20 protein-coding genes are annotated in these 18,570 nt (G+C 49.7%); 17 read left to right on the plus strand and 3 right to left on the minus strand.

Annotated elements, in window-relative coordinates; all coding sequences use genetic code 11:
* Positions 1-31: 31 nt before the first annotated feature.
* The 3 genes from VP504_RS20260 to torT are packed head-to-tail and all read right to left on the minus strand — an operon-like array spanning position 32 to position 3,682.
* A complete protein-coding gene (locus tag VP504_RS20260) occupies positions 32-1,084 on the minus strand; it encodes an ABC transporter permease (RefSeq protein WP_325895185.1) in 1,053 nt (350 codons plus the stop codon).
* The gene (locus VP504_RS20265; RefSeq protein WP_325895186.1) at positions 1,074-2,594 is read right to left on the minus strand and encodes a sugar ABC transporter ATP-binding protein; all 1,521 of its coding nucleotides are present in this window, start codon (positions 2,592-2,594) and stop codon (positions 1,074-1,076) included. The genes VP504_RS20260 and VP504_RS20265 overlap by 11 nt, the downstream gene beginning before the upstream one ends.
* Positions 2,594-3,682 (minus strand): TMAO reductase system periplasmic protein TorT, encoded by a 1,089-nt coding sequence (gene torT / locus VP504_RS20270; protein WP_325895187.1) that lies wholly within the window; start codon positions 3,680-3,682, stop codon positions 2,594-2,596. Before torT ends, VP504_RS20265 begins: the two co-directional genes overlap by 1 nt.
* A 299-nt stretch (positions 3,683-3,981) precedes the next feature.
* Between torT and VP504_RS20275 the strand changes: the two genes are divergently transcribed.
* The 17 genes from VP504_RS20275 (at position 3,982) to VP504_RS20355 (ending at position 18,468) form a co-directional block, all read left to right on the plus strand.
* Positions 3,982-4,905 (plus strand): LysR substrate-binding domain-containing protein, encoded by a 924-nt coding sequence (locus tag VP504_RS20275; protein WP_002540649.1) that lies wholly within the window; start codon positions 3,982-3,984, stop codon positions 4,903-4,905.
* Positions 4,906-5,108: 203 nt separating this feature from the next.
* Entirely contained in the window at positions 5,109-5,627 is a 519-nt protein-coding gene (locus tag VP504_RS20280) for an Hcp family type VI secretion system effector (RefSeq protein WP_002540653.1), read from the plus strand.
* Positions 5,628-5,713: 86 nt separating this feature from the next.
* Complete coding sequence (tssI, locus tag VP504_RS20285; RefSeq protein ID WP_002540654.1) at positions 5,714-7,720, plus strand: type VI secretion system Vgr family protein; 2,007 nt, start codon at positions 5,714-5,716, stop codon at positions 7,718-7,720.
* Positions 7,720-8,709 carry a DUF4123 domain-containing protein gene (locus tag VP504_RS20290; RefSeq protein ID WP_325895188.1) on the plus strand — a complete coding sequence of 330 codons (990 nt, stop codon included), beginning with the start codon at positions 7,720-7,722 and terminating at the stop codon, positions 8,707-8,709. Before tssI ends, VP504_RS20290 begins: the two co-directional genes overlap by 1 nt.
* On the plus strand, positions 8,706-9,557 hold the full coding sequence (locus tag VP504_RS20295; protein WP_002540656.1) for an HNH endonuclease: 852 nt from the start codon (positions 8,706-8,708) through the stop codon (positions 9,555-9,557). The genes VP504_RS20290 and VP504_RS20295 overlap by 4 nt, the downstream gene beginning before the upstream one ends.
* A 22-nt stretch (positions 9,558-9,579) precedes the next feature.
* A complete protein-coding gene (locus VP504_RS20300) occupies positions 9,580-10,104 on the plus strand; it encodes an SMI1/KNR4 family protein (RefSeq protein WP_062713138.1) in 525 nt (174 codons plus the stop codon).
* A gap of 38 nt (positions 10,105-10,142) precedes the next feature.
* Complete coding sequence (locus VP504_RS20305) at positions 10,143-10,721, plus strand: SMI1/KNR4 family protein (protein WP_062713136.1); 579 nt, start codon at positions 10,143-10,145, stop codon at positions 10,719-10,721.
* Complete coding sequence (locus VP504_RS20310; RefSeq protein WP_232314488.1) at positions 10,714-11,271, plus strand: SMI1/KNR4 family protein; 558 nt, start codon at positions 10,714-10,716, stop codon at positions 11,269-11,271. The genes VP504_RS20305 and VP504_RS20310 overlap by 8 nt, the downstream gene beginning before the upstream one ends.
* Positions 11,268-11,942: a hypothetical protein gene (locus tag VP504_RS20315; protein WP_325895189.1), complete on the plus strand. Its 675-nt coding sequence runs from the start codon at positions 11,268-11,270 to the stop codon at positions 11,940-11,942. Before VP504_RS20310 ends, VP504_RS20315 begins: the two co-directional genes overlap by 4 nt.
* Before the next feature lie 9 nt (positions 11,943-11,951).
* A complete protein-coding gene (locus tag VP504_RS20320; RefSeq protein ID WP_002540662.1) occupies positions 11,952-12,251 on the plus strand; it encodes a PAAR domain-containing protein in 300 nt (99 codons plus the stop codon).
* Between the two features lie 180 nt (positions 12,252-12,431).
* Complete coding sequence (locus VP504_RS20325) at positions 12,432-13,220, plus strand: ABC transporter ATP-binding protein (RefSeq protein ID WP_157515686.1); 789 nt, start codon at positions 12,432-12,434, stop codon at positions 13,218-13,220.
* A gap of 26 nt (positions 13,221-13,246) precedes the next feature.
* Positions 13,247-14,206 (plus strand): ABC transporter substrate-binding protein, encoded by a 960-nt coding sequence (locus VP504_RS20330; protein ID WP_325895190.1) that lies wholly within the window; start codon positions 13,247-13,249, stop codon positions 14,204-14,206.
* Between the two features lie 71 nt (positions 14,207-14,277).
* Entirely contained in the window at positions 14,278-15,234 is a 957-nt protein-coding gene (locus tag VP504_RS20335; RefSeq protein WP_325895455.1) for a FecCD family ABC transporter permease, read from the plus strand.
* 195 nt (positions 15,235-15,429) lie between these two features.
* Entirely contained in the window at positions 15,430-16,134 is a 705-nt protein-coding gene (locus tag VP504_RS20340; protein ID WP_442788931.1) for a HupE/UreJ family protein, read from the plus strand.
* Positions 16,135-16,149: 15 nt separating this feature from the next.
* Complete coding sequence (locus VP504_RS20345) at positions 16,150-16,764, plus strand: hypothetical protein (RefSeq protein ID WP_062713127.1); 615 nt, start codon at positions 16,150-16,152, stop codon at positions 16,762-16,764.
* Between the two features lie 96 nt (positions 16,765-16,860).
* Positions 16,861-17,220, plus strand: a complete 360-nt coding sequence (locus VP504_RS20350; RefSeq protein WP_002540669.1) for a YciI family protein — start codon at positions 16,861-16,863, stop codon at positions 17,218-17,220.
* 3 nt (positions 17,221-17,223) lie between these two features.
* The gene (locus VP504_RS20355) at positions 17,224-18,468 is read left to right on the plus strand and encodes an RNA polymerase sigma factor (RefSeq protein WP_325895191.1); all 1,245 of its coding nucleotides are present in this window, start codon (positions 17,224-17,226) and stop codon (positions 18,466-18,468) included.
* The last annotated feature ends 102 nt before the right edge of the window (positions 18,469-18,570 follow it).

Consider the following 18,570-nt stretch of genomic DNA (forward strand, 5'->3'; position numbering starts at 1 on the left):
TTCCTTTTGAAATTTGTTTGCAGAGCACATATCAGTGGGCTCCCAGCTTGGCGCGCAATCGAATACGAACTTGGTCGACGATGACGGCAAATATCAGCAGCGCACCGATCACCACGGTTTGTAGGTAAGATTCCACGCGGGTCAGGTTCATGCCGTTTTGCACCAAACTGATAAACACTGCGCCCAAGACGACGTGTTCCACACGTCCGATCCCACCGCGAAGACTGACACCAGCGATGACGCAGGCTGCAATGGACTCAAGGGGCATGGCTGCACCTATGTTGGCCTCGCCAGTATCAAGACGGGCGGTGATCAGCATCCCTGCCATGGCAGCGAAGGACGCGCAGAGTAGGTATGCCAGAATCAGCGTTTTGTGGGTGTTGATCCCTGAGAGACGGGCGGCATTGATGTTTCCACCTACTGCATAGAAATAGCGGCCCAGACGGGTACGGTTGACGATGATCATCGCAAAAACCGTCATCAGTAAGGCAACCAGTATGGGGGTGGGTAAGCCAAAAATGTTGCCAAAGCCAAAGGTGTTGCCGAATTCCATCGGCATCCCATACACTGGCGATCCGCCTGTCATATAGAGGGCGATACCAAAACCAATGGAGGAGATGCCCAGCGTCATCACAAAGGGGGAAACCTGAAAATGCGCGACGCCGATGCCATTGATAAATCCGACGACCAAGCCAACGGCGACACCGGCTACTATCCCCACAAGAATGGCGAGATACACAGATTCCGGGAAAGCCGCATAGGTTGCTGCCATGGTGGTGGCCCCAACCACCGATGAGAGGGCGATAATGGTACCGACGGAGAGATCAAATCCCGCGGTGAGTAACACAAACATCTGTCCGATGGAGACCATCACCAGATACGAAGACTGGCGAAGTAGATTCAGAAGGTTGCGCGCGGTCAGGAAGTTCTCTGATGCCGACGCAAAGATGGTCACGGCGATCACTACCAGAATAGGCAGCACACCCACCTTCACAAATAGCCGTGTCACGCGGTCTGCAAACTTCCTTTTTGAAGCGCCCAGTTCGGCGCCTTGGGAACTGGCCTTCACTGGCTCACTGTTCATTTTCTTCATACTCCATTGATTCAAAAAAGTGGCAGAGCGCCTCTGTTTCAGTGATCTCTTCGCCCTCCAGGTGGGCGGCGATTTGTCCTTCTCGCATGACGTAGAGCCGGTGGGAGAGGTGCACGACCTCGTGCAGGTCGGAAGAAATGATGACGACCGCTGCCCCTTGCTCGCATAAACCGGCAATAAAGCGGTAGATCTCCGCGCGTGTCCCGACATCTACACCCACGGTAGGCTCGTCGAATACATACAGCGAGACTTCGCGGGTCAGGCATTTCGCCAGTAGCACTTTCTGTTGATTGCCGCCGCTAAACTGGCCAACATCGCGCTCGGTTTGCATTGGGTAGAGCTTGAGCCTTGTTGCTAGGTGGCGGGTTTGCTCGCGTTCGTAGGCTAGATTCAGCGCGCCATGACGATGGGAAAAAGAGGAAGAACCCAAAGAAGGCAAGCTGATGTTTTCCCGGCAACTGCGGTTGAGCACCAAGCCTTCGTCTTTGCGGTCACGGGAGTTATAAAAAAAGCCCCGTTCTAGCATCTCGCGGATGCTGAGTCCTGTGACATTTTCACCGTTAAACACCACGCAACCGGCAGTGACCTCCTCGACACCAAAACACGCTCTAAGCGCTTCGGATTTGCCGCAGCCAACCAACCCGGCAAAGCCAACAATTTCACCGGCTCTGATGTGGAAAGAGAGGTCTTCGACCAGTCGGTTGTCAGTGGTCAGTGATTGCACCTCTAACACCGTTTCGGTGGGTAAAAAGGGTATGTGCGGGTAGATGTTGTCGATTTCCCTACCTGTCATCATGGTGATGAGGTCTTGTTCTTCGACCGTTTCTACCTCGCGTGTGCCTATGTATTTACCATCCCGCAGCACCGTAATTCGGTCTGCAATCTGGCGGATTTCGCCCATGCGGTGAGAGATATAGATGATGCCGACATCCTGTGCTTTGAGCTGATCGATTAGTGAAAATAACTGATTGGTTTCCTGGTGCGTCAAGGATGCTGTCGGCTCATCAAGGATCAGCACAGACAACTCGCTACGCAGCGCTTTAGCAATCTCTACCATTTGCTTTTCAGCGCGCGAAAGCTCGCTGACAGGCAGGTTTGCATCAAGGGCAAACCCCATTTTATCGAGCAGCGCCTGCGCTTCGGTGTGCAGGGTGGCGTTATCCAGAAAGCGTCCGCTCAACGGCTCTTCACCCAGAAACAGGTTTTGGGCAATGGAGAGGGTGTCGACCAGAGAAAACTCCTGAAACACGGCGCTTATTCCTTTTCGCCTCGCGTCGTAAACGCTTTTAAAGCGCACGGTGTCTTCGAAAAAGCGCATCTCTCCGGCCGTTGGCTGGTTGGCACCGGAGATAATGGAAATCAGTGTCGATTTTCCCGCGCCATTCTCGCCGAACAACACGTGAACTTCGCCGGGCTCTAGGGTGAAATCCACCCCGTCGAGCGCTTTTACACCGGGATACTGTTTGTGTATCCCGTGTAGGCTGAGAATCGGTGCGTCCATCACTGCGGCTTCACTGTAAACGTCGGTTTAAAGTTCGCTGGTGCGAGGGAGCTGTTACGATCAAAGCTGTTGATGTTGGTGTCATCAATGACATAAAGCTGCGGTCCCACATGTTTGGTGTAGGGCTTGCCTTCGAGGATACGGATAGCCTGATCAATCGCGACACGGCCTTGGATAACCGCTGAATCGGTTGGCGCTGCAACGATAAGATTACGTTTGATCCCCTGATGAACACCGGGGGTGAAGTAGTAGGAAAGGACACCGATTTGGTCAGTGAGACCACGGGCACGAAGCAGGCTGGTGGCGGCTTCAGCGGTCACTGCTGTACCGACGATGTAATCCAGATCCGGATGTGCCTCGAGGGTATCTTCCACCAGTTTGAGCTGCACTTCCTTACCGGTATCGCCGTATTTGGTTTCTACTACGTCAATGTTTGACCCTTCTACGGCAGACTGAAAACCCTTGTTTCCGGCTTCAACCCAACCTGCACCCGGAGGTCCGGGGAACCAGCCAACTTTGACTTTATCTTTATCATTCTGGTGGCGCTCCGCCAGATACTGGCCAATCTTTGCGCCCATCTCGCCAAATGAGACCAGAGACTTCGCTGAGATATCTGGCGATGACATGCCGTTGACGATATCGATAACCGGCACACCGGATTGGGCGATATTCTTCACCAGATTATTGAGACCATCGTAAGAAATGGCGCCCACTATCACGGCGTCTGCACCGGAAGCCACACAGTCTTCAATCTGTGAAAGCTGAGTATTGAGGTTGGTGTAACCGCCTGCCTCCACCAACTGCATTTCGACACCGGCGCGTTTTGCTTCATCCACAACGCCGTAGTTCACTGCGGTCCAATAGGCATCTTTGAGGTGCGGGAAGGAGACGCAGATGTCCCACGCCTTGCTGGCCTTTTCAACGGGCTGATATTGCATCACGTCGCGGGCACTGCTCATGTCGAATGCTGTAGTCCAGACATCAACCGTGTACGGGTACCAGTTTTCGCTGTTTGCAGTGCTGCTTTGAGCCAGCGCCATTGCACCGACCAAGGTTAACCATGGGACAGCAGAAGGTTTGCCGTTCATGTTTCTTCTCCCTGTTACTTCAACCAATGTTTGCAATGGTCATGGCGAGAAACGCCGGATTTGACTATTGCTCGATGTGTTAATAACAGGTTAAATTTGCATCACTGGTATGTAAATTACAGAGTTTTGTCTAGTGTTATTAGAAAAACAGATAACAAAAAGTGCTGTGATATCACCTAATGAAACTGAGTTATTTTTTTGATATTTAATGATTAAATTGTTTTTTGGTGTCATTTTTCAAACCTGTCGACAGGTCTGGATATCAGAAGAATGGATACAAGACTTAAGGAAAACAGAACATGCTCCCAACCATGAAACAGATTCGCTATTTCATCGCGACGGCGGACTCCGGGCAGGTCTCTCAAGCGGCCAATGCCATGCACGTTTCCCAGTCAGCGATTACCACCGCCATTAAACAGTTGGAAGAGATGCTGAATGTGAATCTGTTTGTGCGTCAGCCTCATGGCATGTTACTGACTTATGAGGGGAACCAGTTTTACCAACATGCTACGCACATCGTGAAGGAGCTGGAAGAAGCCATGTTGCTTTCGCACCGCTCCGCCAATCAGGTTGAAGGCACAATTACCGTCGCCATGTCTTACACCGTGGCGGGATACTTTGTGCCACCCTACCTCACCCGGTTTCAGCGCAGCTACCCCAATGTGAACCTGAAGCTGGTGGAAGCCACCCGGGGGGATATCGAAGAAGGCGTGGTGTCAGGGGAATTTGATGTTGCCTTTATGCTGACATCCAACCTGATTAACCAGGAAGACATCAGCTTCCAAACCCTGTTGAGTTCGCAGCGTCGATTGTGGCTCAGCTCCAGTCATCCTCTGCTGGAAAACAAAATGGTGACCTTTCACGATGTCGCTCAATATCCCTACATTATGCTGACGGTCGATGAGGCAAGTAACACTGCCCTGCGCTACTGGAACCAAACGCCTTATCAGCCCAATACCATTTTCCGCACCTCTTCCGTGGAATCTGTGCGCAGTCTTGTCGCGAACGATTACGGCATCACTATTCTGTCAGACATGGTTTATCGCCCTTGGTCACTGGAAGGAAGGAGGGTAGAAGTGCGTCCACTCGCTGATCATGTGCCACCGATGGATGTGGGTTTGGTGTGGTCCCGAAAGCGTGAGCGTAGTGATGCAGTCACTGCATTCTGTGAATTTATGGAACTTTCAGTGACACCGGATAGTGGTTTTTCGCAACGGTACTGATCAGTTTCTAAGGATTAATCTGGTTTCACCTTTCAGGCCAAAAATTACCCAACGGGCAAGAATTGCGTAAATTTTGAGCGGTTTTTTGCCCGGGTATTTGGTTGAAATTCTCAAGTGTCTGTTTATCTGAAAAAACCTAATTGGCATATGTGTTGCTTGTGTGTATTGGTCGATACATACACTCGCTGCAGAAGGAATACGTAATGCCAACTCCATGCTATATCGCGATTGAAGGTCAAACCCAAGGCAATATCACTGCCGGTGCATTTACCGCCGATTCTGTCGGTAACATCTATGTTGAAGGTCATGAAGATGAAATGCTGGTTCAGGCATTTGATCACATCGTGACCGTTCCCACCGACCCACAAAGTGGTCAGCCGTCAGGTCAACGTGTCCACAAACCATTCAAGTTCACCGTGGCGCTGAATAAAGCGGTTCCCCTCATGTATAACGCGTTGTCATCGGGTGAAATGCTGCCGAAGATTGAACTCAAGTGGTACAGGACATCAGTAGAAGGTAAGCAGGAACACTTTTTCTCGACCATTTTGACAGACGGCACCATCATCGATATTGACTGCAATATGCCGCACTGTCAGGACTTAGAGAAAAAAGAGTTTACCCAGCTAGTGACTGTGTCCGTGGCTTACCGAAAAATCGATTGGGAACATACCGTCGCAGGCACATCAGGTGCCGACGACTGGAGAGCGCCAATCGAAGGGTAAAAAAACTGGGTAAGCGTCTACTCAGTTGATGCTTACCCGTTATCCATCGAACAGATACCGCACAAGCGTCTAGGGATGGTTTAACGATGGCGAACGCGACAGGGCTACAGTTCACTTTTCAGACCAGCAGTCTGGATCTTTCATTGTTTGGTGTTCTTGGCTTTTCCGTTGAGGAGGGGCTTTCGACGCCCTTCGTGGCAAAAGTTGAGCTGGTAAGCCGTGAAGCAGGCGTTTCGCCTGACCAACTGGTAGACAAAGACGGCTTACTTTGCGTATGGAAAGACGGTGTGCTGTACCGGCAATTCCATGGCATCGTCAGCCGTTTTACCCGCGGGGACACCGGTCATTCGCAAACCTACTACTTTCTGGAGCTGGTTCCTGCGCTGAAGCGGTTGAGCTTGCGCCAGAATAGCAGGATCTTCCAAAGTGCAGATGCCGTTCAAATCATCTCTACGCTGCTGGAGGAGATGGGCGTTGATGATTTCGCATTCTCACTGACACACACGCCCGCTACCCGCGAGTATTGTGTTCAATATCGAGAGTCTGATTTAGATTTTGTCGAACGCTTGGCAGCTGAAGAGGGCATGTTTTACTTCTTTGAGCAATCAGGCGGTAAGCATTCTCTGGTGTTTGCGGACGACAGCTCCGTACTATCTGCTATATCTACCCCACTGACTTACGAGCCAAACATTGGCGGCGTGGCTGAATATCCCTATATCCGTAGCTTCAAACCCTCCAGCGAAATGGGGGCGTCCAGTGCAACTCTCAAAGATTACAGTTTTAAAAAACCCGACTATGGGTTGGTGCACAGCCACACAGGGACAGATCTCAGCTTTCAGCGGGCGAGTTATGAACACTACGACTATCCCGGACGGTTTAAAGACGACGGTTCGGGGAAACCTTTCACTCAGTTCCGGCTTGAATCTCTGAGGCGCGAAAGTCTGTCCGCTTCTTTGCTAAGCAATATTCCCGCCATCTCACCGGGTCTGAAAATGACGGTTGAAGGGCCTGAAGAAGCGTCTGACGTCAACATGGAATGGCTTGGTGTCAGGGTTATTCATATAGGTACCCAGCCTCAGGCAGCACAGGAATCGGGGGGCGAAGGCCAAACGACCTACAACAACGAGGCTTTGGTGATTCCGGCAACCAGAACCTGGCGTCCGATGCCGAATATCAAACCCCGTGTTGATGGTCCTCAAATTGCGATTGTCGTGGGGCCAGCCAATGAAGAAATCTTCTGTGATGAACATGGGCGGGTCAAAGTCCAGTTTCCTTGGGACCGAGTGGGGGAATGGAACGAAAACTCCAGTTGCTGGGTGCGTGTGGCACAGGGTTGGGCAGGGGCGAGCTATGGCGCTGTGAGTGTACCGAGGATCGGTCACGAAGTGATTGTCAGTTTTCTAGAAGGAGACCCGGACCAGCCGATTGTAACGGGAAGAACCTATCACGCTGCCAACCTTGTTCCACAGTCATTGCCAGCACATAAAACACAGACTGTGTTGCGGACGCAAACCCACAAAGGTGATGGCTTTAACGAGCTGCGCTTCGAAGATGAGTCAGGCAAAGAAGAGATTTATGTCCATGCTCAGAAGGATGTTAATCGTGTTATCGAAAACAACGAAGGTGACATTGTTGGTAATGACAGGCAAAGGGACGTTAAGAATAACGAAACGGTAAAAATCGGTGATACCCAGAAGATCAGTGTCGGCAATGATCAACACATCAAGGTCAACCGCTTCTTGACTGAAACGGTCGGGATAGCCAGCACACTTACGGTGGGCGGTGCGTATCAAGTGACCGTCGGAGGGGCAAAAAATGAATCGGTCGCGTTGGTTAGCGCAGAGCAAGTTGGGACGATTAAATCCATTGTTGCGGGTAAATCGATTCACTCCAACACCAAGAAATACGTCGTTCAAGCGGAGAAAATCGTGCTCAGTACAAAGGGTGCCATGATTGAAATGGATGCATCCGGCATTTTGATTAAGGGCAATCAAGTCAAAATCAAAGGCAACGCAATTGATTTTTCGAGTGCGGGCGGTGGCGACAAAGAGGACAAGCCATTTAAAGAAAAATGCACCAAGGGGAAAGGGTAATGACAGTAACAGAAACCCTCAGTGCATCCTTACTCAAAGCCAAAAATCAAAGTGAAGAATGTCGCCTTTATGTCCTTCTCGACCCTTCACACAACGAGCAGCTCATCGCCGCGGTTCAGGGCATGTCGACGCGTCATCGTTGCCTGTTTGTCGGGGAAGATTTAGAAGAATTTCAGGAAGAATCTCCCTGGATAGCTGAAATTCTTCATGGAGAGCCGCTTTTTGACTGGCTACTCAAAGAAACCTTTGGCAAACAGCAGGCACTGTACTTTGTTAGCAATCAGGGGGTAGACAGCCTCTTCACCAAACTTCAAAGGGTCAAAGAGGTCGTCGAGCCGAGTGGGGAGTTGGTTTATTTCCGGTTTTACGATGCCAATACGCTGAACCGTTATTTACCTGTGTTTTCAGAAGGACAGCGACGTGAGTTTTTCAGCGCCATGAACAGTGTTTACGCTGAGGAAGGGGAAGAGGGCTTCTTCACGTACACGCTGAATGCGGACGCGACCATGAACTGGTCGGTATCTGGCAACATTGAAGATTCAGGCATTTACCCACTTCCGGGATTAAAAACCGAAGAACATGACCCGTCTCTACCTTGGTTTTTCACCGAGGAGCAGCTTCAGTATCCGTTGTTCGCCCATCGCGACGAACTGATCGATGACTTGATTGAATACCTGGAGTATGAAGAAGTCGAAACGGTGCGCTTCTATCCAAAAGGGTTTGTCCGAGCCATGGTTAATCAGGGCATAGAGCACTGTTTTACTTACAAAGTTCTGGACCTTATCCATATGCGGCTTTTCATTAACCTGATGTGGACGATCAACCCCCAGTTTCATCTACAACCCTCCATACATCAGGTGTTATCCCAATCATCCAGCACAGAAGAAAAGTTCGATACGCTGCTGTCTGATGACTTTGAGGAAGTCTGGATACGTGCTGGCGCAGAAAAATACAAGGATTGGTGGCCTGAGGGTGAGGGGGCGTCATGAGTAACGAATATACGCGTTTGTTGGAAGAAGCCAGAGACAAAAAGCTATGGGAAGAAGCGGGAGAGATTGCCAAAAACAACCCGCAGATCATCACAGATATCACAGGGATTTTTGACCCGACACCGGCAAGTGATGGGATTTCTGCTGTCATTTCGGCGGCAAAAGGGGACTGGCTCGGAGCCGGTTTGTCATTAGTTTCTATGATCCCTTATGCGGGGGATGCACTGGCAAAGCCTGCTAAGTTTGCCAAATATGGGAGCAAGGTTCAGGGACTGGTCGGGCTGATGTTTAAGAAGTTCGACAATGTCGCCTCGATGACCAAGTCTTATGAAAGCGTCTTGTCCGCTACACAGGTGATGAAAGCTAGGATGCAAGCGCTGAGAAAAGCCAGAGCTCAAATGATTGATGCGCGTAAAAGGGCCTTTAAGTGCAAAAAATGCGAGCAATTTAAGCGCAAACACAAAATGCCATCTAACCGAAAAGGAACTTGGAATCCACCCGGTGCCAATGACCCGAAAAGCCCGAATTTTGGCTCAGGGAAACTGACGTTTAACAAACCTGTGGACCTTCCAAACCCGCCTGGTGGTCAGGTTAAATCAATCGATTATCAGGATGGTTTTCCTGTATTTAAGGACAAGCACGTTCATGGCAGGGTGAGAGTTACTGATTTGAGCAACAACGTCGCAACTGACAGCGCATTGTTGAAGCAACAGGGGATCACGGCTCCCGGTAAAGATTGGACTCTACACCATTTTGAAGATGGTACGCTGGGTTATGTCCCTTCCAAGCTACACTCCAAAGCAAGCCACACAGGTAGCCGTTCAATCATGGACACGGATGCGTTCTAGCGACGAATTAATGAGGAAAGATATGCCGTCGAACATTGAGACACTAAGTCAGCAAATCGTTTGGAAGCCTATTGATGCTGAGGACGGGGAAACACCCGAGCTGTTTTGTTCGACTGAAGAACAAGTGCTAGCAGTGGAAGCATTTCTCAATACCAAGTTACCCCAAGATTACAGATGGTTCCTCAGAAATGTAGGGAGACGCTTGATTGAGGATCAGAGAATTGAAGTCAGAGTGAACGGTATATCGCTGGAATTTTTAGACTGGTTTCGGGATGCCGTTGATGTATTGACATTCACCATGATGGCAAGCGATGTCGATGATGATGGTGACGCCCGCATCCCACCGAATTTAGTGGTGATGGAAAGCTCCATTTCCCGAGACTTATTGTTGCTTGATGTCTCCGAGAACAACTACGGGAAAGTCTGGTACATGAATGGCTATCAAGGCGAAAAAGACTGGTCTGGACACAATTACGAAGGACTTGTGCTTTTGGCTGACTCATTCACCGAGCTGTTGGAAAAGATTGTCCAATATGAACCCAACTGAAATCAGCCAACCAACACCTGTTTCACAAGGAGACGCAAATGAACAAAGAGAAACTGTTGTCGTTTTGGAAGCAGGAAATAGTTAGCACGGAAGACCTGGGTGACCGTTTGTCTTCTCAAGAAGCAATATCGGATTTTGAGGCCAAGCATGGTGTTGTGTTACCAGAGGGGTTCAAATCTTTTCTGACAGAATACGGCGCGTGTAGTTTTAATGACCTTGAACAGAACTTTTGCGTTTATATGTTGGATGTAGGTGAACGCAGTGTGCCGGGTTTTGTGGCGCATAACTTCATTTACAACGTGGATGATATTGAAGATACGCTGTTTGAGTTGAACGAGGAACTGCCTGATTTCTGGGAAACGGATGCCGCGTTGATCCCACCCACCATGATCCCCATTGCTGACAGCTTGGCCGATGACAATGGCTACCTTCTGATGAACTTGGCGGAGAAACATTATGGCTCTTTGTGGCATTGGCGGTTTACCCAGAATGCATGGGGAGACAAGGGAAATGATTCCATCATCTTGATTGCCAATAGCTTCGAAGACTGGCTTGAAAGTCTGGTGACGTATGAAGAAGCCGAATTGATCGTGGCTCAGGGTGGGAGCAGTGTCTGATTCCAATCATGTGATTGAGCAGCTATGTAAAGATATTTCTTGGAGTCCAATAGCCGAAGAGTGTGAAACGAAAGACGTTTATTGTGCAATGGAGCAAGAGCTGGTCGCGCTTGAAACGTTTCTGAATCGTAAGCTACCGAAGGATTATCGATGGTTTATGAAAAGCTATGGGATGCGTAGCTTCGAAGATGAAAGAGTTCATCTCAAGTTGAGTGGAATTTCGCTATCTTTTCTCTCTGCATTCCTGGCTGCCGACTCAGCACTTGTTGTCACCCAAATGTACTCTGATGATGGTGAAGACAGAAGAATCCCGGATGAAAGTTTGATCATTGCGGATTCTATTTCCGGTGATTTTTTAGTGATGGATCTTTGTGACGAGCGATTTGGCTTTATCTACTTTCTCAGCAATCTGAAGCCATGGGGAGCTTTTGAAGACAGTGACTACCTTGTTTTAATTGCCGAGTCGCTGACAGATTTGCTGTTAAAGATTGTAGAGAATGACTCGGTTGAGGAGCCTGCTTTCAATATCCCTGACGAAATGATTCGATGAAACAGCTGGAAAAAATCGCCAAATGTTCAACAGCAATCATCGCGACAGAATATGGAAATCTTCCCGATGTTTTCCAGCGTCATTATTTTCAGCAACCGGCAGCGACACTGGCGGTTTCAAGTGAGATTTTGTTAGCAGGGCTTTCGAACAATACGAGTTACCGCCGTCTTTCGGGGCTACCTAAAAGGGCGGTGAGATTTACGGCTGATTGCATCATCGAGCCCCAAGATTACTTACCCAAATTAAGCGTAGTGAGTTGGAAAGATTGCGTTGGAATGGCAATGCTGCCCAAAGGGTTGCTTCACCCAGAAAGTCAAAATGAAGTGCTATCGTGCTGGCTGACAAACCTATCGGACCGAATGGCTCAGGTACTTCATGCGTATGTCGCAGACCAGGTAACACCGAGGCTGTATTTGTTTCCGTATCATGACTTTTCTGCGCGTTCTGAATACCGACTGGCAGTTTCCGGAGGGGCATTATTGGACGCTCGTTGTTATCGGCAACGGCAAGATTTTCAAGCCGGTTACCGAGAAGCGATAAAGAAGTGGTGGCTCGGCCTTGGGGATCATGTGGCGCAACTTGAACAACCTTTACTGATTGATGTTGTTTTGGATACATCGAGAGGGTTTGCGATCATTGATGTGAACCCAAACCTTCAATTATATCAATGAGGTATTGCTATGGGTAAACCTGTTTCTTTACTTGGCCATATGCACGTCTGCCCCAAGGTAGAACCCGGCCCAGTTCCTCATGTGGGAGGTCCAATCATCGATGCTGGCCAATCGCTAGTGAAGGTCAATGGTATTCCTGTCGCAGTGGTCGGAGGCAAGGCAATTTGCACCGGTGTAGGTATGCCTGATGACCTGAAGCAAGGCTCCTCTTTGGTGAAAATTAACGGAAAAGCCGTGGTGAGAATGGGAGACGGTTGCGCGCATGGTGGTCAGGTGGTGCAAGGATGGCCGACCATTACCATGAGCTAACCTGAAAGACTCTTTTCTCAACGTACTTTTGTGCGGCTTTGTTCCTTTCAACTTTTCTGGGAATGGGCGCTGCCATTCTCTCTTTTATGACGCTCGGAAAGACTCATTTTCCTGCCTATTGACAAGCCTACTTATATAAATGTTATGTTATAACATATCAATTTAATCCGCGGGCATCAGATGAAAGGAACTCATCAACCCATACTCTCATTGGCTGACTTCTGTGCTGATAGCCTCTCAGGTTGGCGCGCGGTGTCTGACGTGACGTTTTCTGTTTCCGCAAACGAATGCATCGCTGTTATCGGACCTAATGGCAGTGGGAAATCGAGTTTGCTTAAAGCCATCACAGGTGAATACCGGAAAGTGGCGGGTGAACTCTGGCTTGAAGGCTGCGCTGAAGAAAATCTGAATCGCTTATACCGGGCGAAAAGAGTGGCGGTGGTTGCCCAGCATGAACATGTCGACCCAAGGTTGAGTGTGAGTGAATATGTCGGTTTGGGTCGGGTGCCACATACCTTCTGCTGCACTGAAAAAGAGCATCAACGTGCCGTCAAACAAGCCATTCATGACACAGGTTTGTCTGCCAAAGAAAATCGCCTGTTCGGCTCTCTATCCGGGGGTGAAAAACAACGTGCCAGCATTGCCCGCGCATTTGCTCAGGAACCCAAGCTTTTGCTTCTGGATGAGCCTACCAATCACCTTGACCCATTGGCGCGTCTTGAGCTGCTCGACTTGATTAAACAGCGCGGCATCGCGTCGATTGCAGTGCTGCATGATTTACCTCTAGTCGCGCCTTTTGCGGACAAAGTAATTTTGATGTCCGGGCAGAAAATGGTGACCTGCGCGTCCCCCAACGAGGTGTTGCAGGACGCATTCATTACCCCCGTTTTTGGTCTTCGTGTATTTCCACTCAGCCATCCCCAAATCAACAACACGGTGCATCATTTTGAAGCCGCACCGTCCCATTAAGCCATGCCATTAATAGGAGCTGCACAATGAAGTGGTCAGTCGCATCGACGCTGTTCTTCCTTTTTCCCATCGCAATCGCTAATGCCAAAAGCACGGAATATCCGGTCACGGTAGATAACTGTGGGAGTCCACTGACAATTGAAAAGCGCCCGAATGCTGCTGTGTTTCACGACATCAACATGACGGAGATGGCTTTTGCACTTGGCTTGGAAGACAGCATGGTGGGTGTGACAGGCATTACAGGTTGGTACAAGATGTCTCCTTCTTTTGAAAAAACACTGGGCGACATTCCTGAACTGGCACCCAAGTATCCTTCGCTGGAAACCCTGATTGCGGCTAAAACCGACTTCTTCTTTGCCGGCTGGAACTACGGGATGAAAGTCGGTGGCGAAGTGACTCCGGAAACCCTCAAGCCTTATGGCATTGACACCCTTGTACTCTCGGAAAGCTGTATTCACACCAACAAGCTGGAGCAAGGCGCCAGCATGGCGTTGCTCTACGATGACATCGAAAAGCTGGGTGTGATTTTTGACAAGCAGGATGAAGCGACAGCTTTGGTGGAAGCCTGGCAAGCCAAAATGAAAACGGTCACTTCTCAAAGCAACGCAGAAAATAAAGCGCCTAAGGTCTTCCTGTTTGATTCCGGTGAAGACAAGCCATTCACCGCGGGTAAATTCGCGATGCCTAGCGCAATGATCAAAGCGGCGGGTGGGGAAAATGTCACTGATGGCATGGAAACCAGCTGGGCCAGAACGTCATGGGAACATGTCGCGACAGAAAACCCTGATGTGATTATCCTTTTAGATTATCAAACCGCCAGTGGCGCAGATTCATTGAAAACCTTCCTTGAACAACACCCTTTGATGAAACATACCAATGCGGTGAAAGATGGTCGCTATGTGAAGCTGCGTTATGAGCAGTTGACGCCGGGACCCGCCAATATTCAGGCAATTGAAAAGCTCGCTAAGGCTTTCTATCCGCAATAACCTAGAAAGCACCTAGATTGATTGCAGGAATCAACAAATATCGCGCAGCATGGCTACTGGGAATCAGTGCCATGCTGATTGCTTTTGTGCTGAGTTTGCAGTTTGGAACTGTACCGCTTTCCTTGGGACAAGTGCTTGAAGGCTTGATCTCGTTCAACGAAGACGATGCTAGCATAACAAGCCGTATCCTGATGGATTTGAGGTTACCCAGAGCCATACTCGCACTGATTGCAGGCGCTGGTTTAGCCTTGGTGGGTGCTTTGCTTCAAACTACCACACGCAATGATTTGGCGGATCCTTTCCTATTTGGCTTATCGTCTGGCGCGTCGGCCGGCGCGGTATTGGTGATTACCAAGATCGGTGATGCGCTTGGGATATGGTCTCTGCCTATTGCTGCATTTGCGGGGGGAATTGTCTCAGCCGCTGCGGTACTGATGCTCTTTTCCCTCCAGAAAAAGCAAGGTGACAACAACATTGTTCTGTGTGGGTTGGCCATCTCCTTTTTGTTTGGTGCTGTGACCAGCTTTCTTATCTACTCGGGTGACCAACGTGCTGCGAGCTCAATTTTGTTTTGGACGATGGGCGGACTGGGTTTAGCCCGTTGGGATAATCTGATTTTTGCTGCTGCGGGCTTGCTCTGCTTGGTGGTTCTGATTCTGATGCGATACCGGGAGTTGGATACTTTGCTTGTCAGCGAGCAAACATCCCACTCGCTGGGTATCAATGTTCACAGGCTGCAAAGTGAAGTATTCCTGTGTTGCGCTTTTTGTACGGCTTCGATTGTTGCACTCACCGGCGTGGTTGGGTTTGTGGGATTGATGGTGCCTCATCTGGTGCGCCCATTTTCGGGGATGACCCACAAGCGTGCGCTGCCTCTCATTGCGTTGTGGGGGGCGGTGATCTTAACCCTTGGCGATCTTGTCAGCCGCACCATTCTGGCACCACAGGAACTGCCAGTCGGCATTGTCACTGCGGCCTTGGGCGGTTTGTTTGTGCTCTATCTTGTCTGGAAGAAGCCAGCCCGTTGAAAGAATAGAGAGTGTGGTCAAGTTTTCCTCAATACTGTTGAGAGCGCAAAAACTGTAATGACGACGATCTCACTGTTTTGTTGTTTTCTTGACCATTTGGTAAATGAAGACGCTAAGCTTTTCGGTTTAAATAACATCCCGTTGAGGCAGCAAAGGACGTGTTGCTTTTTCCTGTAGAACAATTGCGGAAGGACTATGCGAAGAAAAACGCTCTCAACCATGCTCAGCACAGTTTTGCTGTTTTTGGTTGCTATCAGCAGCTCAGAGGCGTTTGCGCACGCCGTCGCGGAAGGCGACAAAGGTTACATTCAGGAAATCACAGGCACACATGTCATCGCTTTTATGTACCTTGGTGCAAAGCATATGGTGACAGGTTACGACCACATCCTCTTCCTGTTAGGCGTTATCTTCTTTCTCTACAGACCAAAGCACATAGCGCTTTATGTCAGCCTGTTTGCCTTGGGGCATTCAACCACAATGCTGCTGGGCGTCTATTTCAACATTGGTATCAACAGCTACATCATTGACGCCATTATTGGCTTGTCTGTGGTGTACAAAGCCATGGATAACCTCGGTGCTTTTCAGCGCTGGTTTGGCGTCCAGCCGAATACCAAACTTGCCACCTTGCTATTCGGCTTCTGTCACGGCTTTGGTTTGTCATCCAAAATCATTGATTACGATATCTCACCTGATGGACTGGTTCCCAACCTATTAGCTTTCAACATCGGCGTTGAACTTGGTCAACTCTTGGCTTTGGGCGCGATATTGATTCTGATGGGGTTCTGGCGTCGGCATACCCACTTCTATCGCCATGCATACTCCGCCAATGTTGTGATGATGAGCCTGGGTTTTATGCTGATCGGATATCAGTTAACGGGCTACGTTGTGGCGCAGCATTAAGAGAAGGAACTCAACATGTATAACTCCGATATGCCCACCCGCGCAGAATTACCCACGTCGAAACAGCTTATCCGCTCAACGCTGATTGCGCTTGTCATCGCGATCTTCTTGCTGGTGACAGTGATTTTGCCTGCGGAGTATGGCATTGACCCAACGGGTATTGGCCGGGTGTTAGGGCTTAAAGAGATGGGTGATATCAAAACGCAGTTAGCCCAAGAGGCAGCAGCAGATAAAGCCACCAATAGCTTAATTGTCACGTCAGATATCAAGGAAGTAGAAACACCTGCTATCACCGAGTTTCAGGGCGAAAAACCCGTCTGGAAAGATCGGGTGCTGTTGGCACTTAAACCCGGACAAGGGGCGGAAGTGAAGCTGATGATGAATAAGGGAGAGCAAGCGATATTTGAATGGAAAGCCAAAGGTGGAGCTGTGAATTTTGACGCACATGGCGATGGAAATGGTCATGCGGTCAGCTATGAAAAGGGTCGCGGGGCGATCGAAGATCAAGGTGTGTTAACGGCTGCATTCACGGGCAACCATGGCTGGTTTTTCCGTAATCGCAATGACCATACTGTGATGGTGATATTACGCACTAGCGGTGAGTATGCCGAAGTTAAGCGAATCTTTTGAGCAGCAGGAGACAAAATTTTTTCCCCATAGATGTCGAAAATTGCGGATTGGGATCGTCCTTGTAGCGAGAACCATCATTAAAGAAGGAATTTGGAAATGAAATACATGCTACTTCTGTACGCTGCACCGGATAAAGAGCCTCAATACGGGACGCCGGAATTCGATGAAATGATGGCCGCATTTGCCGCAACCAGTGAAGCCTATGAGAAAGATGGGGTGCTGGTGGGTGGTGAAGGGCTGCAAGATATCGAAACAGCGACGTCTTTACGGATAAAGTCCGGCAAGGTGGAAATTATGGATGGTCCTTTTGCGGAAACCCGTGAGCACTTAGGCGGCTATTACGTGCTGGACGTTGCGGATCTGGATGCAGCCTTGAAATATGCCGAGATGATACCTGTCGCCCACTTTGGCACCATTGAGGTGCGGCCTTTGTTGGTCTTTGATCAAGAGAGCTGACAGATGAAGAACGCCGCCCCCAAAGCTATCGCGGTAGGTCATCTCATTGATGAGGTATTACGCCGCGATCGGGGGCGGATTTTGTCTGGGTTGATTGCCAGACTCGGTGATTTCCAATTGGGCGAAGATGCGCTGCAGGAAGCGTCAATGTCTGCTCTCAAGCATTGGAGCCAAGAAGGCATTCCGCGCGATCCGGTTGCGTGGCTGATGAAAGTGGGGCTGAACAAAGGGATAGATCAAATCCGTTCCTCCCAACGCGAAGCTCAGAGAAAAAACGATCTCGATTTAGTCGCCCAAGACTCACAAGAACAAGCGGGTTTAGATGTTGCGGAAGTCTTCCCTGACGAACGCCTGCGATTGATTTTCACCTGTTGCCATCCTGCGCTTGAGGAAAAGTCCCGCGTTGCGTTGACGCTGCGTACTGTTTGCCATTTAACGACCCGAGAGATTGCAGCAGCCTTCCTCGATAACGAGCAGACAATGGGACAGCGCTTGTCCCGAGCCAAAGCGAAGATTCGATCCAAAGGCATCAGCTTTTCTGTTCCCGAAAAAGGGATATGGACGGACAGGCTGGACACAGTGCTGTCCACGATATACCTGATTTTCACCACTGGCTATGTCACAGAAGACAAGGGGCCGAGATACCTATGTGAAGAAGGCATTTTTCTGATGCGTATTTTGCACAACCTTTGTCCGAACGATCCGGAAATCGAGGGTGCGCTTGCCTTGATGCTACTTACCGATGCCCGGCGGATTGCAAGAATCGATGCCGAGGGGGCTTTGGTGCCAGTCGAAGAGCAAAACGAAACGCTTTGGTTAAGTGATGCAGTGACAGAGGCGAGAAGTATCCTTGAAAACGCCATCGAGCGTGGGCAATCTGGCCCTTTTCAAATCAAAGCCGCCATCACAGACTGTCACATGATGCGACCTAAACCAGACTGGCTGCAGATAGCCTTTCTCTACAGAGCGCTTTGGCACTTTGAACCCACCCCTGTTGTCGCGCTGAACTGGTCTGTGGCCATGGCTGAAACCGGTCAACCTGAACTCGCCTTACAAAAAATGGATGAGCTGAAACCCAAGCTCAAAAGCTATCAACCTTGGTACGCGGCTCGCGCCCATGTGCTGGAGAAGCTTGGCGAGTTCAACGGCGCTAATGAGGCATACCTGCAAGCGATTGAGACGGCCCCAAACGACGCTTCCCGGAAACTGCTGGAGCGAAAAGTACGGGCGTTGCGTCAATCCTGTTAGCCACACTCTCACTGTTGAAAAATTAACACTCCCCTGTCTTTTCATCTCCCGTTGGGCGCTACACTCCGCGTCCTTCGGCGACGGGCCGATATTGAGAGATTG

This window comes from Grimontia sp. NTOU-MAR1, from assembly GCF_035758505.1.
GTDB lineage: Bacteria > Pseudomonadota > Gammaproteobacteria > Enterobacterales > Vibrionaceae > Enterovibrio > Enterovibrio marinus.

Coding starts and splice junctions, on each gene's coding strand:
- VP504_RS20260 (WP_325895185.1), bottom strand. CDS start 1,084: ATGAACAGTGAGCCAGTGAAGGCCAGTTCCCAAGGCGCCGAACTGGGC.
- VP504_RS20265 (WP_325895186.1), bottom strand. CDS start 2,594: ATGGACGCACCGATTCTCAGCCTACACGGGATACACAAACAGTATCCC.
- torT (WP_325895187.1), bottom strand. CDS start 3,682: ATGAACGGCAAACCTTCTGCTGTCCCATGGTTAACCTTGGTCGGTGCA.
- VP504_RS20275 (WP_002540649.1), top strand. CDS start 3,982: ATGCTCCCAACCATGAAACAGATTCGCTATTTCATCGCGACGGCGGAC.
- VP504_RS20280 (WP_002540653.1), top strand. CDS start 5,109: ATGCCAACTCCATGCTATATCGCGATTGAAGGTCAAACCCAAGGCAAT.
- tssI (WP_002540654.1), top strand. CDS start 5,714: ATGGCGAACGCGACAGGGCTACAGTTCACTTTTCAGACCAGCAGTCTG.
- VP504_RS20290 (WP_325895188.1), top strand. CDS start 7,720: ATGACAGTAACAGAAACCCTCAGTGCATCCTTACTCAAAGCCAAAAAT.
- VP504_RS20295 (WP_002540656.1), top strand. CDS start 8,706: ATGAGTAACGAATATACGCGTTTGTTGGAAGAAGCCAGAGACAAAAAG.
- VP504_RS20300 (WP_062713138.1), top strand. CDS start 9,580: ATGCCGTCGAACATTGAGACACTAAGTCAGCAAATCGTTTGGAAGCCT.
- VP504_RS20305 (WP_062713136.1), top strand. CDS start 10,143: ATGAACAAAGAGAAACTGTTGTCGTTTTGGAAGCAGGAAATAGTTAGC.
- VP504_RS20315 (WP_325895189.1), top strand. CDS start 11,268: ATGAAACAGCTGGAAAAAATCGCCAAATGTTCAACAGCAATCATCGCG.
- VP504_RS20320 (WP_002540662.1), top strand. CDS start 11,952: ATGGGTAAACCTGTTTCTTTACTTGGCCATATGCACGTCTGCCCCAAG.
- VP504_RS20325 (WP_157515686.1), top strand. CDS start 12,432: ATGAAAGGAACTCATCAACCCATACTCTCATTGGCTGACTTCTGTGCT.
- VP504_RS20330 (WP_325895190.1), top strand. CDS start 13,247: ATGAAGTGGTCAGTCGCATCGACGCTGTTCTTCCTTTTTCCCATCGCA.
- VP504_RS20335 (WP_325895455.1), top strand. CDS start 14,278: ATGCTGATTGCTTTTGTGCTGAGTTTGCAGTTTGGAACTGTACCGCTT.
- VP504_RS20340 (WP_442788931.1), top strand. CDS start 15,430: ATGCGAAGAAAAACGCTCTCAACCATGCTCAGCACAGTTTTGCTGTTT.
- VP504_RS20345 (WP_062713127.1), top strand. CDS start 16,150: ATGTATAACTCCGATATGCCCACCCGCGCAGAATTACCCACGTCGAAA.
- VP504_RS20350 (WP_002540669.1), top strand. CDS start 16,861: ATGAAATACATGCTACTTCTGTACGCTGCACCGGATAAAGAGCCTCAA.
- VP504_RS20355 (WP_325895191.1), top strand. CDS start 17,224: ATGAAGAACGCCGCCCCCAAAGCTATCGCGGTAGGTCATCTCATTGAT.